The 25988-nt window shown below is 40.7% G+C and carries 20 protein-coding genes and 1 pseudogene; 2 read left to right on the top strand and 19 right to left on the bottom strand.

What is annotated here, in order from left to right:
- Nucleotides 1–355: 355 nt before the first annotated feature.
- On the bottom strand, nucleotides 356–1900 hold the full coding sequence (locus tag J7Q78_RS08160) for an ABC-F family ATP-binding cassette domain-containing protein (protein ID WP_208422955.1): 1545 nt from the start codon (nucleotides 1898–1900) through the stop codon (nucleotides 356–358).
- Nucleotides 1901–2208: 308 nt separating this feature from the next.
- Nucleotides 2209–2559 (bottom strand): hypothetical protein, encoded by a 351-nt coding sequence (locus tag J7Q78_RS08155; RefSeq protein ID WP_208422954.1) that lies wholly within the window; start codon nucleotides 2557–2559, stop codon nucleotides 2209–2211.
- 278 nt (nucleotides 2560–2837) lie between these two features.
- On the opposite strand from J7Q78_RS08155, the gene J7Q78_RS08150 reads away from it, so the two are divergent.
- On the top strand, nucleotides 2838–3947 hold the full coding sequence (locus J7Q78_RS08150) for an SLC13 family permease (protein WP_208422953.1): 1110 nt from the start codon (nucleotides 2838–2840) through the stop codon (nucleotides 3945–3947).
- Nucleotides 3948–4531: 584 nt separating this feature from the next.
- A pseudogene (locus J7Q78_RS10140) lies at nucleotides 4532–4819 on the top strand (SH3 domain-containing protein); the annotation flags it as partial.
- Nucleotides 4820–4875: 56 nt separating this feature from the next.
- On the opposite strand, the gene J7Q78_RS08140 reads toward J7Q78_RS10140, so the two are convergent.
- From J7Q78_RS08140 to J7Q78_RS08060, 17 genes are all read right to left on the bottom strand, one after another.
- Nucleotides 4876–6054, bottom strand: coding sequence for a GNAT family N-acetyltransferase (locus J7Q78_RS08140; protein WP_208422951.1), 1179 nt, complete (start codon nucleotides 6052–6054; stop codon nucleotides 4876–4878).
- Between the two features lie 162 nt (nucleotides 6055–6216).
- The gene (locus tag J7Q78_RS08135) at nucleotides 6217–6426 is read right to left on the bottom strand and encodes a hypothetical protein (RefSeq protein WP_154243300.1); all 210 of its coding nucleotides are present in this window, start codon (nucleotides 6424–6426) and stop codon (nucleotides 6217–6219) included.
- A 261-nt stretch (nucleotides 6427–6687) separates the two neighbouring features.
- Nucleotides 6688–7851: a cation:proton antiporter gene (locus J7Q78_RS08130; RefSeq protein ID WP_208422950.1), complete on the bottom strand. Its 1164-nt coding sequence runs from the start codon at nucleotides 7849–7851 to the stop codon at nucleotides 6688–6690.
- A gap of 295 nt (nucleotides 7852–8146) precedes the next feature.
- The gene (locus tag J7Q78_RS08125; RefSeq protein ID WP_154243302.1) at nucleotides 8147–8545 is read right to left on the bottom strand and encodes a MarR family transcriptional regulator; all 399 of its coding nucleotides are present in this window, start codon (nucleotides 8543–8545) and stop codon (nucleotides 8147–8149) included.
- A 177-nt stretch (nucleotides 8546–8722) separates the two neighbouring features.
- Nucleotides 8723–9643, bottom strand: coding sequence for a WxL domain-containing protein (locus tag J7Q78_RS08120; protein WP_208422949.1), 921 nt, complete (start codon nucleotides 9641–9643; stop codon nucleotides 8723–8725).
- A 127-nt stretch (nucleotides 9644–9770) separates the two neighbouring features.
- Nucleotides 9771–9923: a hypothetical protein gene (locus J7Q78_RS08115; protein WP_154243304.1), complete on the bottom strand. Its 153-nt coding sequence runs from the start codon at nucleotides 9921–9923 to the stop codon at nucleotides 9771–9773.
- Nucleotides 9907–10956, bottom strand: coding sequence for a DUF916 domain-containing protein (locus tag J7Q78_RS08110; RefSeq protein ID WP_208422948.1), 1050 nt, complete (start codon nucleotides 10954–10956; stop codon nucleotides 9907–9909). Before J7Q78_RS08110 ends, J7Q78_RS08115 begins: the two co-directional genes overlap by 17 nt.
- A 4-nt stretch (nucleotides 10957–10960) precedes the next feature.
- Nucleotides 10961–12001 (bottom strand): DUF916 and DUF3324 domain-containing protein, encoded by a 1041-nt coding sequence (locus tag J7Q78_RS08105; protein ID WP_154243306.1) that lies wholly within the window; start codon nucleotides 11999–12001, stop codon nucleotides 10961–10963.
- A 13-nt stretch (nucleotides 12002–12014) separates the two neighbouring features.
- Nucleotides 12015–15632: a WxL domain-containing protein gene (locus tag J7Q78_RS08100; RefSeq protein WP_208422947.1), complete on the bottom strand. Its 3618-nt coding sequence runs from the start codon at nucleotides 15630–15632 to the stop codon at nucleotides 12015–12017.
- Between the two features lie 671 nt (nucleotides 15633–16303).
- Nucleotides 16304–17575: an Ig-like domain-containing protein gene (locus J7Q78_RS08095; RefSeq protein ID WP_208422946.1), complete on the bottom strand. Its 1272-nt coding sequence runs from the start codon at nucleotides 17573–17575 to the stop codon at nucleotides 16304–16306.
- Between the two features lie 627 nt (nucleotides 17576–18202).
- On the bottom strand, nucleotides 18203–19207 hold the full coding sequence (locus J7Q78_RS08090; RefSeq protein WP_208422945.1) for a nucleoid-associated protein: 1005 nt from the start codon (nucleotides 19205–19207) through the stop codon (nucleotides 18203–18205).
- Nucleotides 19208–19226: 19 nt separating this feature from the next.
- Nucleotides 19227–20921, bottom strand: coding sequence for a DUF6792 domain-containing protein (locus J7Q78_RS08085; RefSeq protein ID WP_208422944.1), 1695 nt, complete (start codon nucleotides 20919–20921; stop codon nucleotides 19227–19229).
- Between the two features lie 220 nt (nucleotides 20922–21141).
- Nucleotides 21142–23544, bottom strand: coding sequence for an ABC transporter permease (locus J7Q78_RS08080; RefSeq protein ID WP_208422943.1), 2403 nt, complete (start codon nucleotides 23542–23544; stop codon nucleotides 21142–21144).
- A 9-nt stretch (nucleotides 23545–23553) separates the two neighbouring features.
- Nucleotides 23554–24255 carry an ABC transporter ATP-binding protein gene (locus J7Q78_RS08075; RefSeq protein WP_154243312.1) on the bottom strand — a complete coding sequence of 234 codons (702 nt, stop codon included), beginning with the start codon at nucleotides 24253–24255 and terminating at the stop codon, nucleotides 23554–23556.
- A 269-nt stretch (nucleotides 24256–24524) separates the two neighbouring features.
- Nucleotides 24525–24737 carry a hypothetical protein gene (locus J7Q78_RS08070; protein ID WP_208422942.1) on the bottom strand — a complete coding sequence of 71 codons (213 nt, stop codon included), beginning with the start codon at nucleotides 24735–24737 and terminating at the stop codon, nucleotides 24525–24527.
- Between the two features lie 118 nt (nucleotides 24738–24855).
- Entirely contained in the window at nucleotides 24856–25593 is a 738-nt protein-coding gene (gene nfsA / locus J7Q78_RS08065; protein WP_154243314.1) for an oxygen-insensitive NADPH nitroreductase, read from the bottom strand.
- 210 nt (nucleotides 25594–25803) lie between these two features.
- Nucleotides 25804–25965, bottom strand: coding sequence for a hypothetical protein (locus tag J7Q78_RS08060; protein WP_004270617.1), 162 nt, complete (start codon nucleotides 25963–25965; stop codon nucleotides 25804–25806).
- Between the last annotated feature and the right edge of the window lie 23 nt (nucleotides 25966–25988).

The following is a 25988-nucleotide window of genomic DNA, read 5'->3' as shown; positions in this document are numbered from 1 at the left end:
ACACATTTGGTTTGTCGAAACTTTGTTCAGTTTTCAAAGGTCTACTGTGTTAAAACAGCTTTTTAAGTTTATCACAAAACTTGATAGCCGTCAACATCTTTTTTATTAACAATCACTTAGAAGTTATCACTTCGTAAGCAACATATAATAGATTACCACGACGGGGTTTAAATAACAAGTGTTTTTTTAATTTTTTTCGAACCGCTGAGTTAACAACCATCCGTTCCTCGTCGAGACAACTTTTATATACTACCAAGATTAACAGGCGTGGTCAAGCCCTTTATTAAAAAAGCTTTGAAAAATTATCAGCAACGTTTCGTCGTTACCAATAACCTTCCAAAGCTACTAGCGATTCCTATTGTTTAATAAGTGATTCAACATCCAAAATATTGTCAACCCAGTCACCTTGATAGAAGTCCTCTTCATGCGTTACTAACAGAACCCCGCCCTCAAATTCCTGAATGGCTTTTCGGAGGGCATGCTTCGTATCATCATCCAAATGATTCGTTGGTTCATCTAATAGAAGAAAATTGCTCGATGTTAATAGCAGTTTTGCAAGCTTGACTTTTGATTGCTCACCACCGCTGAGTTGTTTTAAAGGCTTAATCGCCTCTTCAGCTGTTAATCCTGTTCGCGATAAAACTTGCCGTAGTTCTTTTTGTTTCTGATCAGGGTATTCACCTTGCAGATATTGTAATGGTGTTGCCATATTATTCGGCCACTTTAAATCTTGCTTAAAATAACCAAACCGCACCGTACTTGCAACTTCAAAATCGCCATTAATGGCGGGAATTTCTTCAATGATGGTTTTAAGCAACGTTGATTTCCCAATTCCATTAAACCCTTTCAAGACCACCTTCTGGTCACGACCAATTGAAAAATTCAACGCTGGTAGCAAGGCACGATCATAACCAATCTCCAAATCATTGGTCGTCAATAGCATCTGACTGGCTGTTGCATGGTACGGAAAGCGGAAGTTAGCTTTCACACGATTACTTGGTGGGGTCAAAATATCCATATGCGCCAATTGTTTCTCCCGACTCTTGGCAATCGTTGAGCGAGAACCGGCTTTGTACTTGCGAATATAGGCCTTCGTTTTTTCAATCTTCTTTTGTTGGTTCTCATAGGCCTTTAGATAGCTCGCTTTATTCGCTTCTTTTTGTCGGAAGGCTTGTTGCAAGGTTCCCGTATACTTCGTAATCTTACCGAACTCGATATCGGCAATACAGGTTGTCACACGTTCCAAAAATTCATAGTCATGGGAGATTGTGATAAAGGCGCCTTCAAAGTGGTTAAGATAATCACTTAGCCAATCAATATGGTTGGTATCCAAATAGTTAGTTGGTTCATCTAGTAACAGCATATCAGGTTCTTCTAATAGTAGTTTCGCCAAAATAATCTTCGAGCGTTGACCGCCACTTAGTTGGGCGACATCATGGTCCATCCCTAATGCATCAATCCCCAAACCAGTTGCTACTTGCATCACGCGCGTATCAATATCGTAAAAGTTTTTAGCTTCAAGGTATTCTTGGAGCGCACCGGCTTTTTCAAGCAATTGGTCATCCAGATGCTCTGCGTAGTCAGCATAATACTGGCTCATTAATTGTTCCTTAGTGTATAGGTCAGCAAACGCCGTCTTCAAGAATTCGAAGATTGATAATCCGGGGGCTAACTTTGCATACTGATCAAGATAGCCAATCTTGAGATTCTTTTGCCATTCTACCTTACCTGCATCTGGGAGAATGGCCCCCGTTAAAATGTTAATTAAGGTACTCTTACCAACCCCGTTTTGGCCAGTAATCCCCATATGTTCACCCTTATTAACTTGAAACTCTGCGTCGTCATATAGTTGTTTATCTAAAAACTGGTGGGTGAGGCCTTCGACTTTTAAAATACTCATTGTTTATTCCTACTTTCTTTCCAAATAAAAAACAGGGGCAGCATCCGCTACCCCTGTCATGATTACAATCATTGACTATCGACCACTTCATCTATAGTCATTCTCCAAATAAACCACTGTCCCCAGCCGTTCAATCCAGTCATGTCCTATAGATGACTTTTAATCAATATTAGGCTCTGCACGATGCGTCATCTTCAAATGTACAGAGCTAAGCTTCATAATCAGTGGTCGTTCAATTAACATGTCCATCGCACCTTCTCAGTAAATTAGTCCTATCCTAACACAGAACAATCGTTCATGCAAAACCCTTACCGCACCCGCGCGCGCAACTTCGCTAATAACTGTGCGCGCTTGCGCCGCGAGATGATTAAGCGTAATTCACCACGGATAATTGGATAGTCCTTGGCCTTACCATGCATCATTGTCGCTAAATCTTGGCTTGTTAATCCTTGATTTGCCACTTCAATTTTGATCATTTCTGCTAAATACGTACTATAAAATGCATTAAACCCGACATATAAGCCTAGCACTGCACTGATTAGAATCGCAAGCCATAGATTAACATTCAAAATCGTCTTCAAAACTAGCATGCCACAAATAAAGGTAATCACTGTGGCCACTATTCCTAAGATGATTGTATGTCTTGGGGCGTCTTTCATCTGCTCCACCTTCTTAATAATGATTAATCGTTTATATTTTATTTATATTATACCTAATTTTAGTCATGATAAGCAGTAAAACCACTTAATTCTTTAAATTAAAAACCGCGAACGCTAAGCGAGACAGTCAACCACGTTTACTAGAATCAAACGCTACCGATTGTAAAAATTGTGTATATATTGTAAATTTTTCTGTTTTTATCCCCGTAAACAGTCTAGAATTGTAGTAGTGCTTTTTTGAATAATATAACTATATTAAGAAGGATAATTGAATCTATATGAAAAATATTGCTTTGAACATCCGAGATTTTTTCTTAGATGACAAACTACTCTTAGCGGCGGCCATCGCAGCCATTGTCACCTCATTTTTCAACCGCCCACACCTTAGTTACGTTAATTTCCACGTGATTGTCAGCGTCTTTTGTATTATGACGCTCGTTCAAGTTTATCAACGGCTCCACGTACTTGATTACTTCGCCCGCGAATTAATCGTCAAAAGTCGTTCTAAGCGAGCCCTGATGCAGATGTTATTAGCACTAACGTTTGTCGGCGCGATGTTCTTAACCAACGATATGACGGTCTTAACATTTGTACCGTTATTCATCCTAATTGCACGGCAACTTGAATTTTCACCAATCTTACCAGTGACGCTTATTACAATTTCGGCGAACCTCGGTTCTTCATTAACCCCGTTTGGGAGCCCGCATAATATTTTCCTCGTTTCGTTTTACCATATGACAATTCGCCATTTCTTCGAATATTCAATTCCCGTCTTGATTGTCAGCGTCCTGATGTTGACAGCAACGACCTTCCTTTTTCCAAAAGAACCGATTAAGCTTCATGGTTTGCATCCCGTCGAAGTTGAAAAAGGGCCCCTTTGGTATTTTGTACCATTAACGGTTGTCGTTTTCCTCGCAGTATTCTCGCTGATTCCATTGTGGGTGACACCCATTCTGGTCATCATTGCCATTTTAGCGTTTGATCCGAAATTATTCAAAACAGTCGATTACGGCTTGTTACTAACATTCTTTTGTTTCTTCATTGCTGTTGGGAATTTAAGTCACATCCCAACGATTGCGACATTCATGCGGTCAATTGTCGGAACAGCCAAACAAACTTACATTACCGGAATCATCAGTTGTCAATTGATTGCCAACGTCCCAACGGAAATTCTACTTTCAAGCTTCACTAACCATAGCCACGCAATGTTCTTAGCCATCAACATCGGTGGGGTCGGCACAATGTTCGCCTCACTTGCCAATTTGATTGCTTACAAACGATTCAAGAAAGGCTGGGGCAAAGACCTCGGCAAGTTCCTCGTCGTTTTCACTGGCATGAACTTTTTATTCTTAATTATTTTAGGCGTATTCGGCTATTTTCTCATCTAATTTTAAAAAACAGGGCAACGATCTTAACGGTCGTTGCCCTGCTTTTCACTGTTTTGCTAGCATAGCGAATGATAGCACTCCCATCGGCGGCTTACCACCAACCAACGCGATCGTGACGTCCTTTAATTAAGCCGCTAACTTTTACAAATATGTAACTAACATGACAAACTACCCCATTTCTGTAAAGAAACTGCTATTTAATTGACATGCAGCATTGATATACTCTCCTAGTTCCAAATCTTACCTAGGAGTGACGCTTTATTATTCATAACAAACCATTCTTGTTAGCTATCAGCCTTGTATGGTTGATGCTAATCACAACGAATATCGCACGTGCCGCATTAACTAATGAAGCAGCACCCGAGACGAACCATCCTATCCAAAAAGTTATGTCATCGAAAGCCCTCGAACAGTTCACGGGACATCCTGCCCAAACCGCTGAACCATCGTTGGTCAAACACGCAACTGTTCTCCCAACAGATCAACCGGTTAGCTGTCCGATTCATCCGGATCCCAATGCCGCAGAAATAAAAGCTCCTACACCAGCCCCCGTTGCTGAACCAGCACCGGTTGAACCAACCTTAATTGACAAAGGAACGTTCAAATTAACCTTTTATGATCCGGCAGTGCTTGGGGCAACAAGTATGCCTGGTGGCATGTATGCTGGGGTCGCGGCGCATTTGGGCGTTATCCCGCGTGGTGCCCAAATCAAAATTACATTAAGTACTGGCGAAGTATGGTACCGCGTTGTCAATGATACTGGGACCTTCGCTGCTTCTAATGCGCAGCAATTAGACGTAGCCATGCCAAATTGCGATATCCCCGCTGCCGGCGTATTAACGGCCAATGTACAGATTGTCCAACCCGCTTAATTCAAAAAGCCAACCATTCAGGTAACATCTGGATAGTTGGCTTTTTTGATACTCAATTAGAAATAATCCCATAACATAGGTTTCGTCTGGCTAAATGCCGCACTAAGTTGTGCGATTTGCGGCTGTGCCCCCTGCACACGACCATAATGCGCTTGACGCTCAAGTGAACGATACCCCAACATCGCCTTAGTTAGATTTTGGATTGTCACGGCAATGTCCGCAGTCCCCGTCGCCAACTTGATTACAGTGGCTTGTCCTGCATGGATACTCAACTGCCACAAACCGGCATTCTCAGGTAAAAAATCATCTTGAACTGCAATCGTTACTGCAGGCAGCTCCGTCACTTGATAGGCATAACGCGCGAAAAAATCAGCTAGTGATACAATCCGCGCCATCATATACGGGACGGTTGTCGTCTTCACAATTCTAGGATCAGGTAATAGATCAGCTAATGGCTCTGTGAGTGCACTCGCATACTGAATTGTCGTATAAGCTGACTGATGCTTAAGAATGAAACGTATTAGCTGCTCTTGGCTCGCAACGGTCGACGTCATCAATTCTTGAATCACAAACGTATCTGGTTGGCGTATATAGATCATATATCCCGCCACACATTCTGTGTCGTCTCGATAAAGCGCTACTTCCCAGTTACGATGCTTCATAACAGTGTATTGCCACCACCAAGCACTCCGCTGTATGCCGCCGACTTGATTGTACGGATGCTGATTGAAGAACGAATCAATCAACGGCACCGCTTCGGCCAACGTCATCCGCACTACACGCCCTACCCTCTGCGGAAATTGTAAACGTGGCAAGTCAGCCGTTCGAATTTCAAAGTGCGTCTGATCAAAAGCTTGTTCATAGCCAAACCGGCGGTAGAAGCCATATGAAAATGGCGCAAGATATGAAAGTGTTACACCTTCTGCGCGCATCTGTTCAAATGCGCGTTGCATCAATGCCGTAACCCCACCTTGGCCCGCGAACTCAGGGTAACTGGCAACATAACCAATCCCACTCATTTTAAAAGTTTGCCCATTGAGTAAGACGTCAAAGGGCATTGCCAATAAGCCGCTTACCAAGCGGCCGTCGTCAAAAATCCCCACCCCGGCACTATGTGTGTATAATTGCTTGAAAAATTCCTGGCGTTTAGCACTATCTGGTTTGTTAAACGCATATTGGGCTAATGCATAAAATGCTGCTTCATCTGTTTCAGTTAACTTTCTTTTTTCAACCACTACACATTCCTCCTACCAGCGCTCATCTTTCACTATAAGTGAGTTCGCAATCAAATGCAAGCGCTACCTTTGCAAACAGAACGCTTGGGCTCATAAAAAAACGACCTTTCCTTGAAAGAAAGATCGTTCTTCATTAGGGAGAAATCTATGATTAATGGGCAGTTATTTCGTTAACGAAATTGTGCGCAGTTGATGCGAATCCACTAGAATTCGTTGCATCAACTCGTGGACCGTATACCGATCAGTTGGTGCATAGTTCAAGATTAAGATATGCACAGATTCCTCACATCTCTCAATGACCTTACCAATATAAGTCGCAGACATAATATCATTTGACTGGCCACGAACTAAATCACCTACTTGAATCGCCATATCCACTCCACCTCGTTAATTGATTTAACTATAGTCTTATTATAACGAAAACGCTTCATAAAATCAAATGTTTACTTATCAGAATAATTAGTGAATGTTTATGCAAAATTGATCCGCTTGCCGATTGCTTGATCTTACAATGGTTCACAGCGAAGTAGCGACCTTCTTGAACATCTTCAGTCATCCCTTGATAGAGCTCGCTGATTAATTCTTCGTTGTGTTGTCCAGCATCGCCAGATACGTGATTGCTGACGGTTGCGCTTAATCGATTTTAGTAGCTAATTGGCGTTTCACTGCATCTTTGAGAATCAGCGGTGCCAAAATAGTGGTGATGATAATAACGAAAATAATCTCCGAATAATAAACTGCACTCAACAATTTAGCATTATACCCAATCTGCGCGATAATCAATGCCATCTCACCACGCGAAACCATCGCCGCACCAATCGTATAAGCGCCTTGAGGTGAATTGTGCATCCACCGCGCACCGAGCCCACTCCCAATTAACTTCGAGAAAACCGCTAATACGGTTAACATCGCAATGAATAGGAGATGGTTGTTCAAGCTTGCTAAGTTCATTGATAAACCAATGCTGACAAAGAAGACCGGAATAAATACGCTATAACCAATCGGTTCAATATGGCGATTGATTTCTTCTTTGTATGGGGTTTGGGAAATCGCAATCCCTGCGAAAAACGCACCAACGACTGCACTCAATTCGACGGCCTCAGCGAACCAGACAAAACCAAAACAAATGATTAACGACGTAATCGTACTGGCATACGGCACTAACAAACGACGACTCAGATGCATAACAAATGGCACAAGCCATTTAACACTAAAGTAGACCACGACCATGAATAACGCTTGAAGCAATAAACTTAAGCCTAAACGCATATGGGTTGCACTAGCCGTAGCCAATTGCGCCCCGAAAAGACTGGTCAAAATACTCAAGATGATTACCGCCAATAAGTCGTCGACCACCGCAGCCCCTAGTATAATCGTCCCTTCTTTACTCTCTAGCACGTTTAATTCACGCAAAACTTCGACTGAAATCGATACTGAAGTGGCCGCAAAAATCACCCCGATGAATAAGCTCTCGAGTTGATTAATACCAAAGGCCAAACTCATGCCATACATGCTGACCACTGGTACAATCACCCCCAAGACGGCGACTACTAAGCTTGGTTTAAAATATTTTTTCAATAAGGTCAAGTTACTCTCCAAGCCTGCGATGAACATCAATAAGACGACCCCAATTTCGGAAAACGTGTGGATCAAAGTATTTTCATGTAAGACCCCGAATAATGCAGGGCCGAGAATAATCCCCACCAAGAGTTGCCCAATCACCGCCGGCATTTGAATCCGTTTGCTAAGGTGGCCGGCCAATAAAGTACTTATTAAAATAATTGCTAAAGTTGCCATTGATTCATTTCCTTTCCATAAAAAAAGCGCGCCAAAATTCCCTTCTACCACCCTAAAGAAGGAAATCTTGAACGCACAATGCTTCAACCGAATTCTTAATTTGTATCTTTATTTTATCATAGAATGAGTCTTATTACCAACCACCATTAGCCGAACGGTAAACCAATTATGCCCACCGAGCATTCGAACAGGGACTTTGCTCCCCGCATTACGAGCGCGTACCCATTAACCATCAAGAAGGGCAGCAGCTATGCTGAATCATAGCTGCTGCCCTTCTGGTTCTTATCGATATTTTTTATTTTTCTTTAATGGCCGCTAATTGTTTGATATCCGCAGCCTTGAATTGACTATTTTTAACTGCTAATTCTTTTTTCGCAGCTTCATAATGTTGGCGGCCAGATGCCGTTAAATCAAGTTCGACAGTCCGTTGGTCGCCATCGATATTATGAATTTTTTCGATGAATCGTTTCCGTTGCAATATATTAATTTTGCGCGAAGAAGCGGGTGCCGAAGTTTTGAAAGTATCCGCAATTTGTTTTGGTGTATTTCGTTTTTCTTCAACGATTTGTTCCAAAACGAGATATTGATCATAAGTCAGATCATGTTTCCGGCAGATATCATTCAATTGTTGAATGATATACATTCCTTCTAAATACCATTGACTCATTAATGCGACTCCACTCGTTTGTTGCATGTATCTTATCCCCCTGTGAATGCCCTCTTTTGAAAAAACAACGGCCTGTGTTAAACTTGCTTATGTAGTAAAAGTGCCCGGTAGCTTTACTTCCGAAGGCAAACTACCGACCACTTTTATTAAAATCCTTTGTTAAAAGCTTTAATCTAATCTGATTCAGATTGGATTAAAGTTTTTTTATGCAACTGTTGAACTCAATGTCCATGTTAAGTTAGCTTTGTAGATAGCATTCTTAACAGTTGCATCTTTAGGCATTGTTAATTTGATGTTTTCTCTGCTCCAACCAAAGACGTTAGCACCTTGACCTTCGCCATCGGCTGCTGAAGCAACTGTGATGTCAGCACCGTTAGCAGCTAATGGTGTACTGAAGTTACTTACAATTGCATCTTTAGCAACATCTTTATCATCAGCTTTAACGCCTGTTGCTGTTGAATCTTTAGCCCATGTTTGATCTTGTGTTTCACCGGTTAAACCAAAAATTTCTTGTGTTCTACCATATTGTGTATCTGCGAAGCTAAGTTTTGCACCTGTAATTGCATCAGCTGCCATTGGGTTACCTTTATCATCAACTGGTGTTAAAGCATCTACAGACTTAACTGAGAGTACCCATGAACCTGACGCAGGTGTTGTATTTGCATCATAACCAGTACCTGTACGGGTGATTTGTTTGTCAACAACTGTTGCCCATGCTTTACCTTTAACGTCACTTAATTTAGCATCTTCTGTATTTAAAATAGCTGTTTGGTTAGTACCGTTACTTTCGTAGTTAGGGTTACGGTTATTATCAGCTTTAGCAAGGTTTAACCCATCAGCTGTAAAATCAGGTTTTGAACCATCAAATAATGTATGATTACCAAAGTCTAATGTGTGAGGTACCATTTGAAGACGTAAGTAACCGGTATTACCATTGTTAGTATTATCGCCAAATGAAATCCCAGCAACTGTTTTATCGTACATTGGTAATGGTGTGCCACCATTGTCATCAGTTACACCTTGTGATCCGGCTGTTGATGTTGCAGCAAATGATGCTGTTGATGCTAAGATTGAAAGTAATGTTGCGCCAGCTAATACTGAGCTTGTCAATTTTGTGAATTTCACGAGAAATTCCTCCCTATTAATTTTTACACATAAAGTGCTTTTTTATTATATCATATTTATCGCTATGTGTAAACGATAAATATGACTATAACCTAAATTGTTTTAATTCGTTGTAAGTCGTTTGAACTTACATGGTAATTGTGGTGTATACATTATAGTTATGGTAGCTAATCGCCGCCATTGTAATACTACCAACTAGCATGATTGTTAATACCAAGACCAGCGCAATCATGCTCCATTTGGCTTTTTTATAGCCTAACTTATTAATCATTTTTTGCATTTGAATCCCTCTTTCGTCTTAAAACCTTGAAACCAATCCAACTACCAATTAAAATGACGACCAATCCACTGCCCAAAATCCAGTTACGGTATAGTTGGTAAGCCACATTATACCGATTAATGTATCTGGCTTGCGATTTAGTAATCACGACATACTTATTAATGTTTTTTGTATACTGCTTACTTGCAATATGCAACTTCATTTTATACGTTCCTGGTACGAGCCTTTTACCACCCAATAACAGATTTAAATAGAAACTTGAATTCGGCGCGATTTTACCATTTTTTAAGGTGCGTTCATACTTAATAAAATGCCATTTTTGATTTTTTAATGTCACTTGCATTTTCGCTTTTTGAAGGTACATCGGATCTGGATTATTAAGGCGAATACTAATTGCAGCTTTCCTATTTGCGACAAACCGTGTTTTAATCCGTGGTGATTGTAAATATTGATAGTCTTTCGATGGCAGTGATTGCCCATTGAGTATCAACCCAATCGCGTATCTGTAAGCATTTTTAACTGCTGAACTTTGATTAAATTGCGTAGCACTCAGATTAATAGCCGTCGCCTTAATACCCCTAAAATTACTTTGATTGTTGATTTTAATTGTGATCCACTTGGTTGCCCCGACAGGAAGTACCGTTTTTTTAGGAACTGATACTAATTCGCTACCTGGGTGTTTTAATAACTGAGTATCAATTTTTTGGGTACCCAGATAATCAATCGTTGCATCATCATTAGTGGTTGCATCTTTCACTTGACCATAAATATTAATCGCCTGATTCGTTGGGTTGTAAACCTTAATCCGCACTGTTTTTTTTTGGTGCTTTTTTAAATGTAGATTAAAGTAACCCGCTTTAGCACTGCTAAGATTATCAGTTGGCAATTCTGGCATGATCATAAAAGTTGCCTTGTTTTCAGCTGGAATAGTGGTGGTTTTTTTCTTAGTAGCTTGAACGGCGCCACTACCTAATATCAGGGTCAAACACACTGTCGTCATTATTATTAATAACCAACGTCGATATTTTTGCATTCTATTACCCGATTCTCAATACTTTATATAAGCCATATGCAGCTACTAACCAAACAACCCCAGTAGCAGCAGCAATATACAACCAACTATTGGTTGGTCGCTGTACTGACCGTCTATTAATATCGTCAGCTTGTTCTTTGGTAATCTTAAATGTCCGTTTAAAGGTCCATGACATTGGCAATTTATTCCACAAATTCTCACCCTTAACTTTGACTGCAACTTCATAAGTGCCCGGCTTCATCGTGTCATAGTCCCATGAAATCGGTAGGGTAACCGTTGAATTCGAAGCTATACTTGAGTTCGTTTTTTCATAAATCCGTTTATCTGCAAAGAGACCTTTTTTAGAAATAACTGCCTTGAAGCTCGCCTTTTTTAAAATCATTGGTTGCGGATTTCTTAATTTAATCCCCATTGCAGGCCGATTGGCATATAAAATTGGTTGAGCTGAAACATATTTTAACTCTGGATAAACTCGATAATGCTCACCTCTCAAAACAACACTAATCATATAAGCATAATTACTTGAGACTGTTTGTTCATTTTTATCGGTATTACTCCGATATTCAATAAAATGCCAGCCCCCTGAAATTAAGCCGTTTAACTTTTCTTCCGGCATCTTAATGGTGGCTTCAATAATCGTTGTTTCTTGAGGCCCTAGGTGTAGAATACGATCTGATTTTTTAACAGAACCTAAGGTTGTTAGCGGGTATTTAAAACTTGGATCCAACCCCTTTGTGGATGTTTGAAATTTCATATCACCGCCGATTTGAGTCATGCCATTTTGCAATTCTGATTTAACTGTAATTTTATGATTTGTAAAATTTTGGACTCGCATTTTAATGGTATGCGTCGTGCCTGGTTTAAAATGCACATCGAAATAGTTCAAACTGGTATCAACTTGTCCTTCGGGCATAACCGGCTGAATCTCAAAATCTGCATTCTCTGTTTTAACCGCTGCCTGAGCTGTTTGTGAAAGACTAACTCCCCCAATAATCCCAAATGCAATACCTAATATAATATTTCGTAACCATTTTTTCTTAAACACGTTTTAATTCCTCCTATGGCGCAACCGTCAATGACCAATCTAACACGGTCGTATAGCGAGTATTACCTCGCTTAGTCGTCGCTGGTACATATAATCCAATACTGTTACCAGCTTCTTTTCTAGTCCCAAATTTATAATGCCAGATACCCTCACCAGGGTCAGTATATCTATTAGTGGCACTACTTTGATCCTTGTTAATATCCCGATTTTGGAAAACGCCCTTTTTAGTAAAGGTCATTAGGTTTTTAACAGCATTACCCGGTGTTAATTCAAATGAATCAATTGAAGTTATCTCACCTTTAGCAGTGTTCGTCGCTTCAGCTTCGACATTGCCCTGTTTGAAACGTAACTCTGCACCAGTCAATTCCTGTTTACGATCATCGATAAACTGATGCTCTTGCTGAACCTGAAGTTGCCATGAGTCGACGCCATAATTATCAGCGACAGTCACTTCTTGCGGTTCTTTTTGTGGGTTTAAATAGTATGTTGTATCTTGTTGATTCCGATTATAGTGCCCAAAGTCCCAATAACTAGGGGCTTCAATTGAGAGCATTTTTTTCTTATAACCATACGTTATAACCCGTTTTTTACTACTGAATAGTGGATCATCTTTATAAGCTGCTTTCCATTGCGCAGCAGTTAAATCTTCATCTTCAGTAACCGCAATTACTGTATAGTCGTCGATAACTTTTGGCGCAACTCGTTCTGCATTAACCGTTGAGAAAGCTTTACCAGGCATTCCCTTAGCGCTAACAGAAGGCGCAATTTGGGTCGGCTGTTTATCCGGATTTGCTAAGTCTTCATCTAAATCAACATATCGAATAACGGTTTCTCCTTCAGCTAACTTAATCCGCGTGGCATTACTTGGGATAGCTTTTGAGGCGCCAATTTGAATTTGACCATCGTTATAAATATATTTTTGACTATCTGGTGTCGTTTTAATTTTTCTATAGTACATAACTTCAACTTGGTTAACACCTGCATCTAAGTTAATGGTTGGCACTGAAATCTTAAAACCATCACCATTCTTGATTGCTTCTCCAGTTGTTGCCATCCATGCAGATGCTGTCGTACCACGAATAACTCTGTACATGAAATCCCCAGATTTATCCTCCGTCAATTCGCCACTGCTATCCTTATGACTGCTGTCATTTTCCTTAGTCGTAAATACAATATTGCTAATTTGGGTCGCCTTAACGGCCGTCATTTTCGCGCTAAAAGTATATAAAACCGTGTCATTTACATTCCCAGTAATTTCTTTATCTTTAGCACCATTTTGGGTTCTATTTTGAACAACCTGCGTGATCGGACTGTCAACGGTAACGTCCGGTTTGACATTGATGACGGCTTTATTGGTATCTGTAGGGGCACTTAAACTTGGCCCACTGATATTCATCGTATTATCAATTTCAGTCGTCGTCCCATCATCTTTAACCCTTGCTGTGAGTTCAACCGTTATTGAACCCCCTGCTGGCACATCTTTAGTAGTCTTCAACTCATGATTACTGTCAAAATCAACATTTTCGGTTCCTAATACGGTCCCCTTGGCATCAAAATAAGTGACTTTAACAGCTTTGGCGGCCACCGTTAAATGTTTATCAAGTACATCCTTAATGACCGTCCCAGCAGCGATTGCTTTATCTACTCTAGCTGCATTAGCAACTTTAAAAGTAGCTAGATAGCTAACTTGATCGCCATTCATTGCTTCTGTTTTATCCGCATAAGTAGCTTCGTTTTGAGTAATATTTTTGACTTGCTTAGTTGCTGTAACTTTGACCACCTTAGGTGCTTTAACATGTCCATAAGCTACGTTACTGTCGAAAGTTTCTTCGGCAGCACCAGCCTTTTTAATAACCGACATATGTCCAGTGTTTGGTATCATGGCGTATGTGTTATTATTCGCATCAACTTGTTGATACGCTGATAAATCCGCTCCCGCTTTAACCGTTGTGTCAATCTCTAAGGTGTACGGTTGAGCGTAATTTTTTTCATCCGCTAAAAATGCCGCAGTGGCAGTTGCGACTACTTTATTGTTTGTTGTTTTAATTGTAAATTGATTTGAAACATCGTTCCCCAATTGATTGAGCACTTTTACCGTATCAACTTTTAAATTACTATCTATCGGATCAGTTAATTCAAACTTAGTCGATTGCTTAAATGTTGATATTGTTGATCCTGTATCTGTATCTGTATCTGGTCTCTGCGGGTTATGAATTGTACTTCCTCGATAAGGCAACGTGGCAACCATATTAAACTGAATCGTTTGGTCATCCCACTTGCTATTATACTCATCACCATCGCCATCTTTAGCTGGTGCTGAAAATGCAACCGGAACAAGTGCACTTGCAAGGAAATCTAACTCACCCGTGTCATTAACCGTATAGTCTAAAGTATTAACATTGTCAAAGACGACTGTCGCCCATGCTCGTGTATTATTAGGTTTTATGATATCACTAGTAACTGAATTTCCCTGAGCATCATAGTCCCCACTCAAAGCAGGACCATTAGGTGTATAATCCCAATTACCAAGACCATTTACAATTCTCGTTAAGTTGGGATCAGTCGTCGTTCCTTTCAATAATGAGTCATTTGTTACATAAACTTTACTAAGATTATCACTCTTTGAAAATTCAATATAATTTCGATGATCCATATCGCCTAAGGTTAAGAATCCCGAAATATTAATAGGCTGTTTAGTTGCATTATCTATAAAATCTAACTTGACTTTTACAGGCTGATTAAAATCATACAAATCAGGTGGATTGACTGTTCCCGACGCGCCAGAAGTATATTTTCCAGCCGCTGGATAAAACGCCTTAACGCCTCGAGTTCCTAAGGTATCTGCAATACCTAGCATTCCTGGCATTGCACTATTTGTCTTATCCCCTAATCCTGTTGTAAAATTCCAAAGAAATTTAGTTGTTGGTTTAAAATTACTTAAACCCACATTCCAACCACGTTTATCTAATGCAATGAACGATTCCTTAATATCAATCCAATGATGTTTGTTATTGCTATCTGTATAAGACATTACTTTCGAATAATAAATATTATGATTTTCAGTACCGTCCAGTTGCGAACCATCAATGATTCCATTTTCATCCATTGTTAATCCGTGCACAGTTTGGGATGAAACGCCTGGGATATAATTAGGAAAAGCATTGTTAGGATAAGCGATTTCTTCTGTCGTATTTGTAGGATCAACTGCAGTTACTCCCGACTGACCGATCAATGATTTTGAGAAGTCTGGATACTTCTCTCCAATTACCCTAGGCTGAATTAAAATTGATCTTGATTCAGCCGATTTCTTCTTATTAATAGTGTTATTTTTTGAAGAACCACTCACATTTTTCGATTGACTGCTTGAACTTGACTTTTCAACTGACTGCTTAGCTTCACTTCGAATAACCGATTGACTAGTCGACTCTGGAACTCTTGACCTGCTACTTTCTAAATGTGACGAATCCGCTACTGCTTTAATGGCACTTCGTGGGTTCACAATCTTAGAAGTCGTATTTGCTGTCATCGTCTCCTCGTTCACAGCCACGGCTAATGCATTGCCAAATGACTGTACGATTATAGTAGTTAAGAAAATAATTGCTAAAATTAGATATATGACTCTCTTTTGCATATCAAATTTCCTCCCAGTTCTAATACCCTTAAAACTTTTTTCCATTATTTTAACTATATTCATTAAAACTACCTTTAATATGTAGCTATTTCCCTAGGTTAAGCTCCAAAGAATTTATATATTACGTGAGTAAATATTAGTTATTTAACCATCATTGCTTATTAAAATATATAGCAACACAATAGGTTCACAACTCATGAGTTGTGAACCTCCATTAATATTTTCTATGCGTTACATAAAAATGACCGCATATTTTTTTTGAATTTAAAAATTTCCGAAAAAAAGGCGCTAAATCGCGATTGTATCAGCGTCCGAAACTTTATCTAATACGAACAGTTTCCTCAAAATAAACTTGTATACCCTTAAATAATGGTGTAAACTTCTTTTATGCCGAAGGGTTCATAACTTATGAGTTGTGAACCTCAAAAATCATTATTCCTGTATCGATTGATTTAGCTACAGGCTCTTTTGAGGATGATTTAATTATTTTCTGATATTCTCAAGTTAATCTTTAAAGCGCAAGAAAAGAAGGACGGTGCAATCATCATTTTGATAATTGCACCGCCCTTCTTTGATTCTTTTAGGTAAAAATAAAAACCCCCGATACCGGATTTAATCCAACATCGAGAGTTCAGTTCATGACATGCTATTTCATTTATTTGTCATTATTTTTATGCGTTCTGGTATACGAGCACAGTTGTTTTATCACTAACTAGCTCACCATTTGTTTCTGTAATTTCTATATTTGTTGGTAAATCGGACTTATCAACTTGTGATGTATCAATCGTAAACGATGTCCCATCCGCACTTATCTCAACTTTATACACATTACCATTCATTCCATTTATTGCTTGAATTGTATCACCAGGAATATCGATCTTACCGGAAATCTGATTACCCCAAACAACTTTTTTATTATCTACAACTGGTGCTGCTGGCTTGGAATTGTTATGGACCACAGTTGCTTTACCATAACCTTTAGTCCCCAAGGCAGTTGTTTGTTCTGCGTATAAAACCGTTCCTGCTTTTTGTTTCGTAATATTTTTAATAATATAAGTTCCGTTGGCACCTGCAATAGCGGTTCCAACCACTGGACCGTTTTCAGAATTTGCACGAATTGTGACAGTTGAACCTGCTGGTGCGTTGCCCCCTATAATCTCTGTATCCGTATCAGTCACAGGCTCACTAATCGTCGGAATTTGATTGACAATTGTCCAGCCCTTATCTAGTTTATCCCAGTTGATAAAGCCGTCCGCTTCTGCGTCGCCAATAATATTCCAATCAGGAAGTGAATCATCTGTGACAACTGTTGATTGGAATTTATAATTTGAATGATTATAAGCATCTGGAATTCTTTCACCTAAATCGGTAATAGCTTGCCCTAAGTCAACAAAGATATGCGCTTCTAACGTTTCACCTCCAAGTAAATTATTTAAACTGACTTGATTTTGAAAAATTAAAGTATTAGTCGCTGAATCATACGAAATGTCGCTACGTTGGTAAGTATGTTTCTTTTCACCGAGATTATTTGGAGCATAGAAGTAACTTGAATCTTCAATATAGTCTAGGAATGTTTTCCCATCTGCTGTCGTTTTTTGCATTAATGGTTTAAATTCTTCTGGCATACTTACAAAGGTTTTTGTTTTTTCGCCAATCGTCAATGAATATTGAGTTGTCCCGGTATAGTTAATTTGTAATGTCCCTGAAGTCAACGAAAAATCATTAGATAGCTTAACCCCTTCCAACATATTAGACCCTTCAAAAGTTGTAGCGCCTTTCGTGATGACATTAATGCCACCTCTGTTGGCTATCTTAGAAGTTTGTGTAACATCAGTTGATCCATTTGATGCAGCATTAACACTAGCCATACTTGCATTAGCCACCATACCTAATACTGTTGATGATACTAACACCAAATTTACCAATTTTGAGCTTTTAATCATATTTTCGCCTCCAAGTGCGTTTTTATATTTTTTAGCAGCGACAGTTATTAGTCGTTGACGTTGATTATCTCTGCTATGTGAATAATGTATCATTTCTTTTTCGATGGTGCAAGTAATATATTTAATTAGATTTTCCTTATTCCAAAAGACCCTTTGGTGCTGTAAGCGTTTCGCACATAAAAAATTTTTTTATTGCCTCAGCTTATTTTGTTATTTTTTTAACTTGTTTGCTATTATATTTTATGACATGTAAACATAATCTAATACTTATATAATTACCGTTATACTAGCCATTTTCAGGATTCATGATAGGATTATAAATAATTAACCATCATTCCAAAAAAGTATGATTTGTAAAATAACTATTAATAACACCATTTTAAAACTTGCCGCAACCTTCACACCTTGATATCGCCATTGCTAAATCATTCGCGCAATTAAAGCTGCTGACACAAATGATGAAACTTTTCAAAAAGTGCTATATCTCACGCCAGCAATCGCAATACGCCGTATTTGCCCACATCGAGTAAACATTATTATTCGATATTCTCAAGTTAGGCTTTAAAGGCCAACCAAAAAGGCGGTTTAATCATCATTTTGATGATCAAACCGCCTTTTTTGCTTTCGCTATAGTCTACTGATTACTTCTTCCACATTCTTTATTTCTACCGACATTGTCCCGTCTGGATGATTAACGAATTCGAAGAGTGCCGGGTTTTGGTAGACGTCAATTGGAACGATTAGCTCGATGCCATTTGAAAGTTTTAGTTTCTGTTTACCGTATTTCTTCTCAGCAATTTCGCGAACAGCTGGTGAAATGGGCGCCGGTTCGGCTGACACATTTTCGGTCATCTCCGCTTTAAATTCACTTTGAGCCGAAATATTGTCTTTAAAAATCTTAGTTGCTATCTGATGCGGGTCGATTTCACCCGTGGTTTCAAGCGTGTTATAAATGGCTTCTTTGACGTTAGCCACAACATCATGTTTGGCAACTTCAAATTTCTTCCCGATTTTTTCAGCTGCTTTTTTTACGACTTTAACGTTTTCCTCTAGCGATGGTGCCGGCTCACTTTCAATCACGTTCGTTGATAAATACGGCATCTTTTCACCGGAGAAGGTGTACTTCTTCTCCATCAATTCAAAGCCAAACGTCTGCAGATTAATCGCAAACCCCTCATCTGCCTTTTGGGTCTTATTCGATAAGATTGATTGATGAATGATCAACTGATTCATCAATGGGCCCTCTTCGGCGTTCACATAGTGGGTGAATGCTTGATGATAATCGACCTTTAAAAAAGCCAAATAAGCTTGCGCGTCTTGTTCATACAAGACAACAAACGCATCCGCACTCGGTGCATCGTCACTTTTTTGATAGACCGTGTACCATTTTTCAACCAAGCGTTGGCTAACGCCGATAAAATCAGCTGTCGCATCGCGCAGAATTGATGCAAGCGCGGCATCTTGACGCAATACGCCGGTCTTACTCTGAGCAGACGATAATTTTTTAATCTTGTTGATTAAATAGTCGCGCGTGTTGCCGTTGGTGAGATCCAATCCCTGTTGCGAGTAAATTGGATCCCCAAGTTCACGGTCAACCACTTGTAAAATTGCTTGTTTTAAATAAATATCCATTGTTTAACATCCCATCTGTCTAGCGTGTAAAGTACTGGGCGCCTTCAATCGTATGGAAGAAAATGACGGCTTCAACCATCTCGTTGTTGACGCTCTTCAAAAATGGCCATTCACTTTGTAACACCCGCAATGCCGTGCGGGGCCGTGACAATTCCCGTTCAAAATTGGCTTGTACCTGAACAGGGGTGTCTTTAAAAATATGGGCATCATATAAATAATGCGCATACGCCGCAAAAATCTTTTGGGCTTGGTCAGTTTTAATTGCGGCATACACTTCACGTAATGTCTGCAACCCATATGTCATCAGACTTGCCAACATCAATGACCCGTTTTTAGTCTCAACCCGCTTCAAGTAACGAATTAGGTTACCCCAGAACTGGCTATACGCCCGAATTTCATCTTTTTGAAGATAGGGTGCCACATCAACCACGAACGGGTATTGCCAATTTTTAACATTCAGATACCGCGCCGTCCCGATGTAAAACGTATATGGAAAGCCAAAATAGATCCGCGTTAAATCTTTGATAAACCATTCGTTTTCGATTGTGGCGTACTCGTGGCCTAAAATGGCATGCACTTGCATCGCAACGGCCGGATCTTGTGTATTATTATGCTTAGTCAAGGCGAATAATTGTTGCCATTCTGAAGCTGACAATAGATCCGGTCGATAATGCTTAATCTGCTTCAATTGAACCGGTGCGGCATTCAACGTATAGCCGCCATCAAACGGCTCATCCAGTAATTGAACCGTCTGCACAAAATGCCCACCAAGCGAGTGCCCTAGCCCATAGATGACTGTTGCTGGATTAATCTTCCGCACGCGGCGAACTACATAGCGGGTAAACCGCCGCGCTAGTTGAAGTTGTTCATCATTTTCAGTATTGCCAATCAGCATCGCATCAATATTATACTTCCAATCCTGATAACTCTCACGGACGTAATTATCCAGCCGTTGCGTAAACGACTTAATCCGCGGATCGTCCATCGTCCCCTCAGTCCCTTTATATGAGATGTAAGTGTACGACTGGCGGTTAATCGTGATGTAATAGGCAACTGCCGAAAAGCCAGTTTGTTTGGCATTTGGCAAAACCGTCCGCGCATCGTAGTGAATCACCGCTTCTGCTGCTTGATGCGCGTGAATAAACACCAGATATTGCACATAATATTGCAATTCTTGCACGTTAAAATACTGATCCAAATAATTGAGGGCCATCATGTCCATTTTAAAGGCGCGGCTAACAAACGGATCGGTTAATACTGGTCCGGATTTACTTGTGGCCGCCACTTTGTCAGGTGCAATATGGTACAAGTAGGCGAGTGCTTGCTTTGTCAAAACCGTACTCTCATTAATTTTTTCATTTTGCAGATCGATAATCAGTTGCTTTAATCGATTAATCTTCCGTTGCCGCTTAAACTGTGGCTTGGATGAAACGGCTAAGCTTGCCGCATCTAATGCTTGTAGTCGCTTCAACTTATTCCACAAATAGGGATCACCCCCCACTGTTGCCAATAATTGATTTAGCAGTTTCGTTTTACTTATTTTCAGTTGTCGATACCTAAACGCTAAGCGGTTATTGTGGCGTAATAAGGTCTGCGATTGTGCGCTGTCAAACGTCAATGGCACATCTAAATGCGCTTTAAACAATAACTTGCCCATGTCATCAAAGACTTTGGCCAACCGAAAGAGCATTGAGATGATCACTGTCGTCTCCATTTGCATCATTCCTTATGTTTGTAATACTTCTATTATAAAGTATCTGCCTCAAAAAAGCTGAGCCGAAATGGCCTCAGCTTTTGGGTCTTTAACTAGCATTGCTATTTAGGTAGTCTATTCTAAAATGTCCGTCATTTAAGCTTGCCGGCTTCAAAAATTTAAGCATCTGCCCATATCGTCACATTACAGGCTTGTAAAAAAGCATTATTTGCTAAACCTTTTATTCGTTCTCCTTTAATGCTCCAATCATATCAATTCCTTTTAACTTACGGTGGGTCATCCCCATCACAATCAGTGAAAATAGCACCGTCATCCCTGCCGCAATTAGGTAGCCGCTAGCTGGCATGATGAGGGGAAAGGCCACTTGTTCCGAGGACGCCATCGTAATGATAAACCAAGTCAGTAATTTACCGATTCCAAAGCCAAGCACGATCCCAATCATGGTGAAAATCACATTTTCGCGCACAATATAGGCTGTCACTTCTCGATCGAAAAAGCCGAGTACTTTAATTGTTGCCAATTCACGTTCCCGCTCTGAAACGTTGATGCTGGTAAGGTTGAACAAGACGACAAACGCTAAAATGGCTGATAATCCGATGAAAATCAAAACGATCGGGTCTAAATTAGCACTCGCCGTTGCTTGCTTAGCCCCTTGATCACTAATAAACGTCGTAGCGGCCACTTCCGTTGTCTGTTGCAAACGGGTTGCCAACTGTTTTTCTTGCTTGGTGGTCATCTTAGCGGTACGCACGAGATAGGCATTGGCCGTAACTGGTTGTTGTAGCGTTTTTGAAAGAGCGGATTGGCGGAGATAGACGCTGTTGCCAAGGTAGTTTTCACTGATACCCACAACCTGAATTCGGGCACGCTGACCTTGTGCCGTTTGCAAGGTTAACCAATCGCCTTTTTGGACCGCATAGGTTTTAGCGAGGTTCGCGGCAATCACCGCACCATCTTTCGGTAATGCTAGCGGCCGGTGTTCCCGTGGAGCTTTTAAAGCAACGTACCGCGCCAACTTGGCCTGATCAGCGACTGCATAGACTGTCGCCGCTTGATCCGTAACCCCTTTTTGCTTGAACTTAATTTGGGTCATTGTGACCGGTAAATAAGAACGGACTTTCTCAGTCTGCGCTAACATCATTTTTGTTTGGGTTAGCTTATTGGGATTTTTGAGCGTCACAATGGCTTGGTAATGAATCAATTGCTTAAACTGGCGATTGGCAACTTCGCCAATTGACGTCTTTAAGCCAAAGCCTGCAACCATTAGCCCGGTACAACCAGCAATGCCTAAAATAGTCAGAATCATTCGTGCTTTATAGCGAAAAAGATTACGATAAGTAACCTTTTGATGAAAGCTCAACCGTTGCCAGAGCGGTGTAATTCTTTCTAACCAAATCCGTTGGCCCGGTTTTGGCGCTTTTGGTCGTAGTAATTGGGTCGGCTTCGCGCGCAAATCACGGATTAAAACATACCCCGTTGCCCCAACTGTCGCAATCATGACCGCTCCGATGGCCAACAGAATAGGAATTCCCCAAAAATGCGTTGGGTAATTAGCGAAGATGTAAACCGGTTTTTGAATCCGGTAAACGACTAATGGTAATAACTTCGTGCCCAAGATGGTCCCAAGCACCGCCCCGATACTGCCTGTTAATAGCGCGTATAGTAAATACTTCTGCGCAATTTCCCAATTACGATAGCCCAGTGCCTTTAATGTCCCGATTTCCTTGCGATTTTCTTCGATCATCCGCGTAATGGTTGTAAAGGTAATTAGAATTCCGATTAAGAAAAAAAAGACCGGAAAGACATTCCCAATCGCATCGATGCGATCCGACAAACTCGTAAACTCATTAAAGCCCGGATTGGCACTGCGCGCAGTTAGTAGGTACTGTTGCTGCGGATGCGTTGGGTGGGCTTTTAATTGGCGCATCATCTGGGTCTCTTTAGTCGCAATGCCGGTGCGATAAGCCTGTGAAAAGCTACTGTGGCGATCTAAATCGCTAAAGCGCACCATCATCACCGAATACGGTTGGGGGGCAAATGCCTTTTGCGGCAAATACATAAAGCCATCTAGCTGACCATCCCCGACTGGGACGGTGCCCCGTTCCTTACGGTCGATATATAACGGTGAATCGACATAACCGACCACTTTAAACCGTTGGATCAGTAATTGGCGGCTCTTGATCGCCATCGTCTGCCCCAGTGGATAGTGCGTCTTCACCGCATTATCCACTAAAATTTCATTTGGTCGTTGCGGATAACGCCCGGCAGTCAACGTTAAGCGATTTTGCCGCGCAGTTGGTTGGTAATTATATAATTGCAAGTTAACATCCCGCGCTTCATCGCGATATGGAATCTGATAACCCAATTCAGCTTGGACACCGTGTATTTTTTCGACGACCGTCCGATCCTGTTGCGTTAAGCCTGCGGTCCCACTAATCTGTAAATCAGATACGCGCTGTGTGGTGACAAAATGGTCGACAGTCTCTTCTAAATTCGGGCCAATCGATTTGATCCCCACGAACAATAAAACGCCCATTAAAATAATCAGCGTAATCGCAACAAACCGCCCAAACGTCTGTAAAATATCGCGGAATGTGGTTTGTAAATATAAGCGTGTCTGCATATTAGCCACCTACCATTCAATCTGTTCAACTGGAAGTGGGTTGGGTTGCACATCAATTGACCGAACACGCGCATCGTTAATGTGAATCACACGATCGGCCATCTGCGCAATCGCCGCATTATGTGTAATTAAAACAACGGTCCGGTGCTGTTGCCGGCTGACCTCTTGTAGCAATTTAAGAATCTGCTTGCCCGTTTCATAATCTAGTGCGCCAGTTGGCTCATCGCATAAGAGGAGTTTCGGATTCTTAGCCAGCGCCCGCGCAATGGCGACGCGCTGTTGTTCTCCGCCAGACAGTTGGGCCGGAAAGTTTTGCAATCGATCCTGTAACCCAACTTGCTGCAAAACAAGCTCAACATCTAAGGCATTGGGTGCGACGGCCGTTGCTAGTGCTACATTTTCCTGCGTCGTTAAATTCGGCACTAAATTGTAAAATTGAAAGACAAACCCCACGTCAGTTCGTCGAAACGCCGTCAATTGGCGCGCACTAAACTGCGCAATATCAACCCCATCAATTAATACTTGTCCTTCATCGGGGGTATCCATTCCACCTAAAATATTCAGCACTGTCGATTTTCCCGCACCACTTGGGCCAAGAATCACTGCTAACTCACCTGCATTGACTGTAAAATTAATATCGTGATTGGCCACGATAGTCGTCTCGCCCATCTGATAACGCTTGGCGACATGGCGCACATCAATTAAACTCATTGTGATCACTCCTCTATCGATTTAACGGTTACATTTAGCTAACTTTATTATCGCATATCCAAGCTTGTAGGACATTCAAAAAAGACAATCAGCAAACTGATTGTCTTTTGACCTCATTACCGATAAAGGTGTAACCGGCGCTTCTGCCTAAAGTACCCGCCGACACCGACTACTATCCCAATAGCAGAAAACCAGATGGCCAGGAATAAAGCAGACCACTTTTAGAAAATATTATCAACGTTTTTATCATCTTTGAATATTCAGCTTAACTAATATTCTATTTTCACTAAATCTACTTCGTTCAACATTTTTAAAGACTCTCTAAAAAAATTAGGAATATCCTGTAATGCCTTCTCTGCATTTTTTAAAATTTCTGATGTTACAATATCAAGCTTTTGTTTAACATAAATTTCGTTGTAAGTTTTTTCCAAAATAACTGTATAAAAACAAACTACCTCAAATGGTAATTGATCTATCGCCATTTTTAATTTATTCACATCTGGCTGTAGTACAGAAATTTTTTTTATTGTAAATATCTCCTTTTCTTTACAATGACATGTTTATCCACAGTAAGTAAACTTACATGCTTAAAAAGAAGATTTAATTTAGAGTAAACCCTTGTTTTTTCAAAAAGCGCGCCACTGCTGGTCGCCGCACTTCACTAAAGAAGGCCGTATTCTTGGTCGACCAATCAGTTTGTTGTTGATTACGCCCGCGGTTAGCATAATAATTTTGCATTTGTTGATCGTATTGTGCTAAATCCGTTGCTTGAGAGACATCATAGTGATTTTGTGCAACTTGATTAGCTTGGGGTAACCGTGGTTTAACCTGATTTTTAGTCTTCGGAATGCCGATTGTTAAGCCAAATAGCGGGACCGTATACGCGGGCAACCCCAGTAGTTCAGCGACACGCGCAATGTCGTTGCGAATGCCACCGATATAACAGATACCTAACCCTAACGATTCGGCCGCGACTGCCATATCTTCAGCCGCGATGGTTGTGTCAACCGTTGCGACTAATAAGGCTTCCATATTTTGAATGCCAGCTAATGACTGGCCGGCTTTTTCTAGAAGAGTGGCCTGGCGGTATAAGTCTGCGACAAAAACATAGAACGTCCCCGTCTGCTTAACATACGCCGCGCTCTGAGAAATCGTCGCAATTTCATCACGAATCGCAACATCAGTCACTTCAATGATTGAAAAGGCCTGAACGAAATTCGAAGAAGATCCACTTTGAGCTGCCGCAATGAGCTGCTGCTTCACTGTCGGGCTAAGGGGGGTTGCTTCGAAATCGCGAACTGAAACATGGTGTTGCATTTGATCTATTAAGGATGACATATTGAAACTCCAATCACTTTAAAATAAGTTGTCTATATCATAGCGCGCCACATCAAAAAGGGCTAGGACAAATTTGCCCTAGCCCGAAAACGTGCTTTTCAAAAGCATACTGCTGCGTTTAGCTACACAAGTCAAACGATTGCTTTCAGCAATCATCCGCCTTATTAGGCTAATGCTCAGAAGCTAATCGTTGATGACGCACTCTGTTTTTTACCAGTGGATTTCGTTAAAAATCTTGGGTCCTTTGCGCATCTTTGTCCGATCATTTTTAGCAACGTCAGTTTGTTTTGATCTGCCGCCGCCTTTTTTCTGATCAATTAGTGCTTGCATTTTTTCTTTTTGCGTTAATTTTGGTGTTTGTTTTTCACTCATCTTCTGATTCCTCACTTTTCTAC

The organism is Latilactobacillus fragifolii, from assembly GCF_905332535.1.
In the GTDB taxonomy this organism is placed as follows: domain Bacteria; phylum Bacillota; class Bacilli; order Lactobacillales; family Lactobacillaceae; genus Latilactobacillus; species Latilactobacillus fragifolii.
This window is presented reverse-complemented; position numbering and strand designations above follow the sequence as displayed.

Bases quoted from the DNA above. Each gene is read 5' to 3' on its own strand.
- J7Q78_RS08090 (WP_208422945.1), bottom strand. From the start codon at position 19,207: ATGGATATTTATTTAAAACAAGCAATTTTACAAGTGGTTGACCGTGAA.
- J7Q78_RS08115 (WP_154243304.1), bottom strand. From the start codon at position 9,923: ATGCAAAAAATGATTAATAAGTTAGGCTATAAAAAAGCCAAATGGAGC.
- J7Q78_RS08075 (WP_154243312.1), bottom strand. From the start codon at position 24,255: ATGAGTTTAATTGATGTGCGCCATGTCGCCAAGCGTTATCAGATGGGC.
- J7Q78_RS08110 (WP_208422948.1), bottom strand. From the start codon at position 10,956: ATGCAAAAATATCGACGTTGGTTATTAATAATAATGACGACAGTGTGT.
- J7Q78_RS08125 (WP_154243302.1), bottom strand. From the start codon at position 8,545: ATGCAACAAACGAGTGGAGTCGCATTAATGAGTCAATGGTATTTAGAA.
- J7Q78_RS08150 (WP_208422953.1), top strand. From the start codon at position 2,838: ATGAAAAATATTGCTTTGAACATCCGAGATTTTTTCTTAGATGACAAA.
- J7Q78_RS08080 (WP_208422943.1), bottom strand. From the start codon at position 23,544: ATGCAGACACGCTTATATTTACAAACCACATTCCGCGATATTTTACAG.
- J7Q78_RS08060 (WP_004270617.1), bottom strand. From the start codon at position 25,965: ATGAGTGAAAAACAAACACCAAAATTAACGCAAAAAGAAAAAATGCAA.
- J7Q78_RS08155 (WP_208422954.1), bottom strand. From the start codon at position 2,559: ATGAAAGACGCCCCAAGACATACAATCATCTTAGGAATAGTGGCCACA.
- J7Q78_RS08070 (WP_208422942.1), bottom strand. From the start codon at position 24,737: ATGGCGATAGATCAATTACCATTTGAGGTAGTTTGTTTTTATACAGTT.
- J7Q78_RS08095 (WP_208422946.1), bottom strand. From the start codon at position 17,575: ATGATTAAAAGCTCAAAATTGGTAAATTTGGTGTTAGTATCATCAACA.
- J7Q78_RS08085 (WP_208422944.1), bottom strand. From the start codon at position 20,921: ATGGAGACGACAGTGATCATCTCAATGCTCTTTCGGTTGGCCAAAGTC.
- J7Q78_RS08160 (WP_208422955.1), bottom strand. From the start codon at position 1,900: ATGAGTATTTTAAAAGTCGAAGGCCTCACCCACCAGTTTTTAGATAAA.
- J7Q78_RS08135 (WP_154243300.1), bottom strand. From the start codon at position 6,426: ATGGCGATTCAAGTAGGTGATTTAGTTCGTGGCCAGTCAAATGATATT.
- J7Q78_RS08130 (WP_208422950.1), bottom strand. From the start codon at position 7,851: ATGGCAACTTTAGCAATTATTTTAATAAGTACTTTATTGGCCGGCCAC.
- J7Q78_RS08100 (WP_208422947.1), bottom strand. From the start codon at position 15,632: ATGCAAAAGAGAGTCATATATCTAATTTTAGCAATTATTTTCTTAACT.
- nfsA (WP_154243314.1), bottom strand. From the start codon at position 25,593: ATGTCATCCTTAATAGATCAAATGCAACACCATGTTTCAGTTCGCGAT.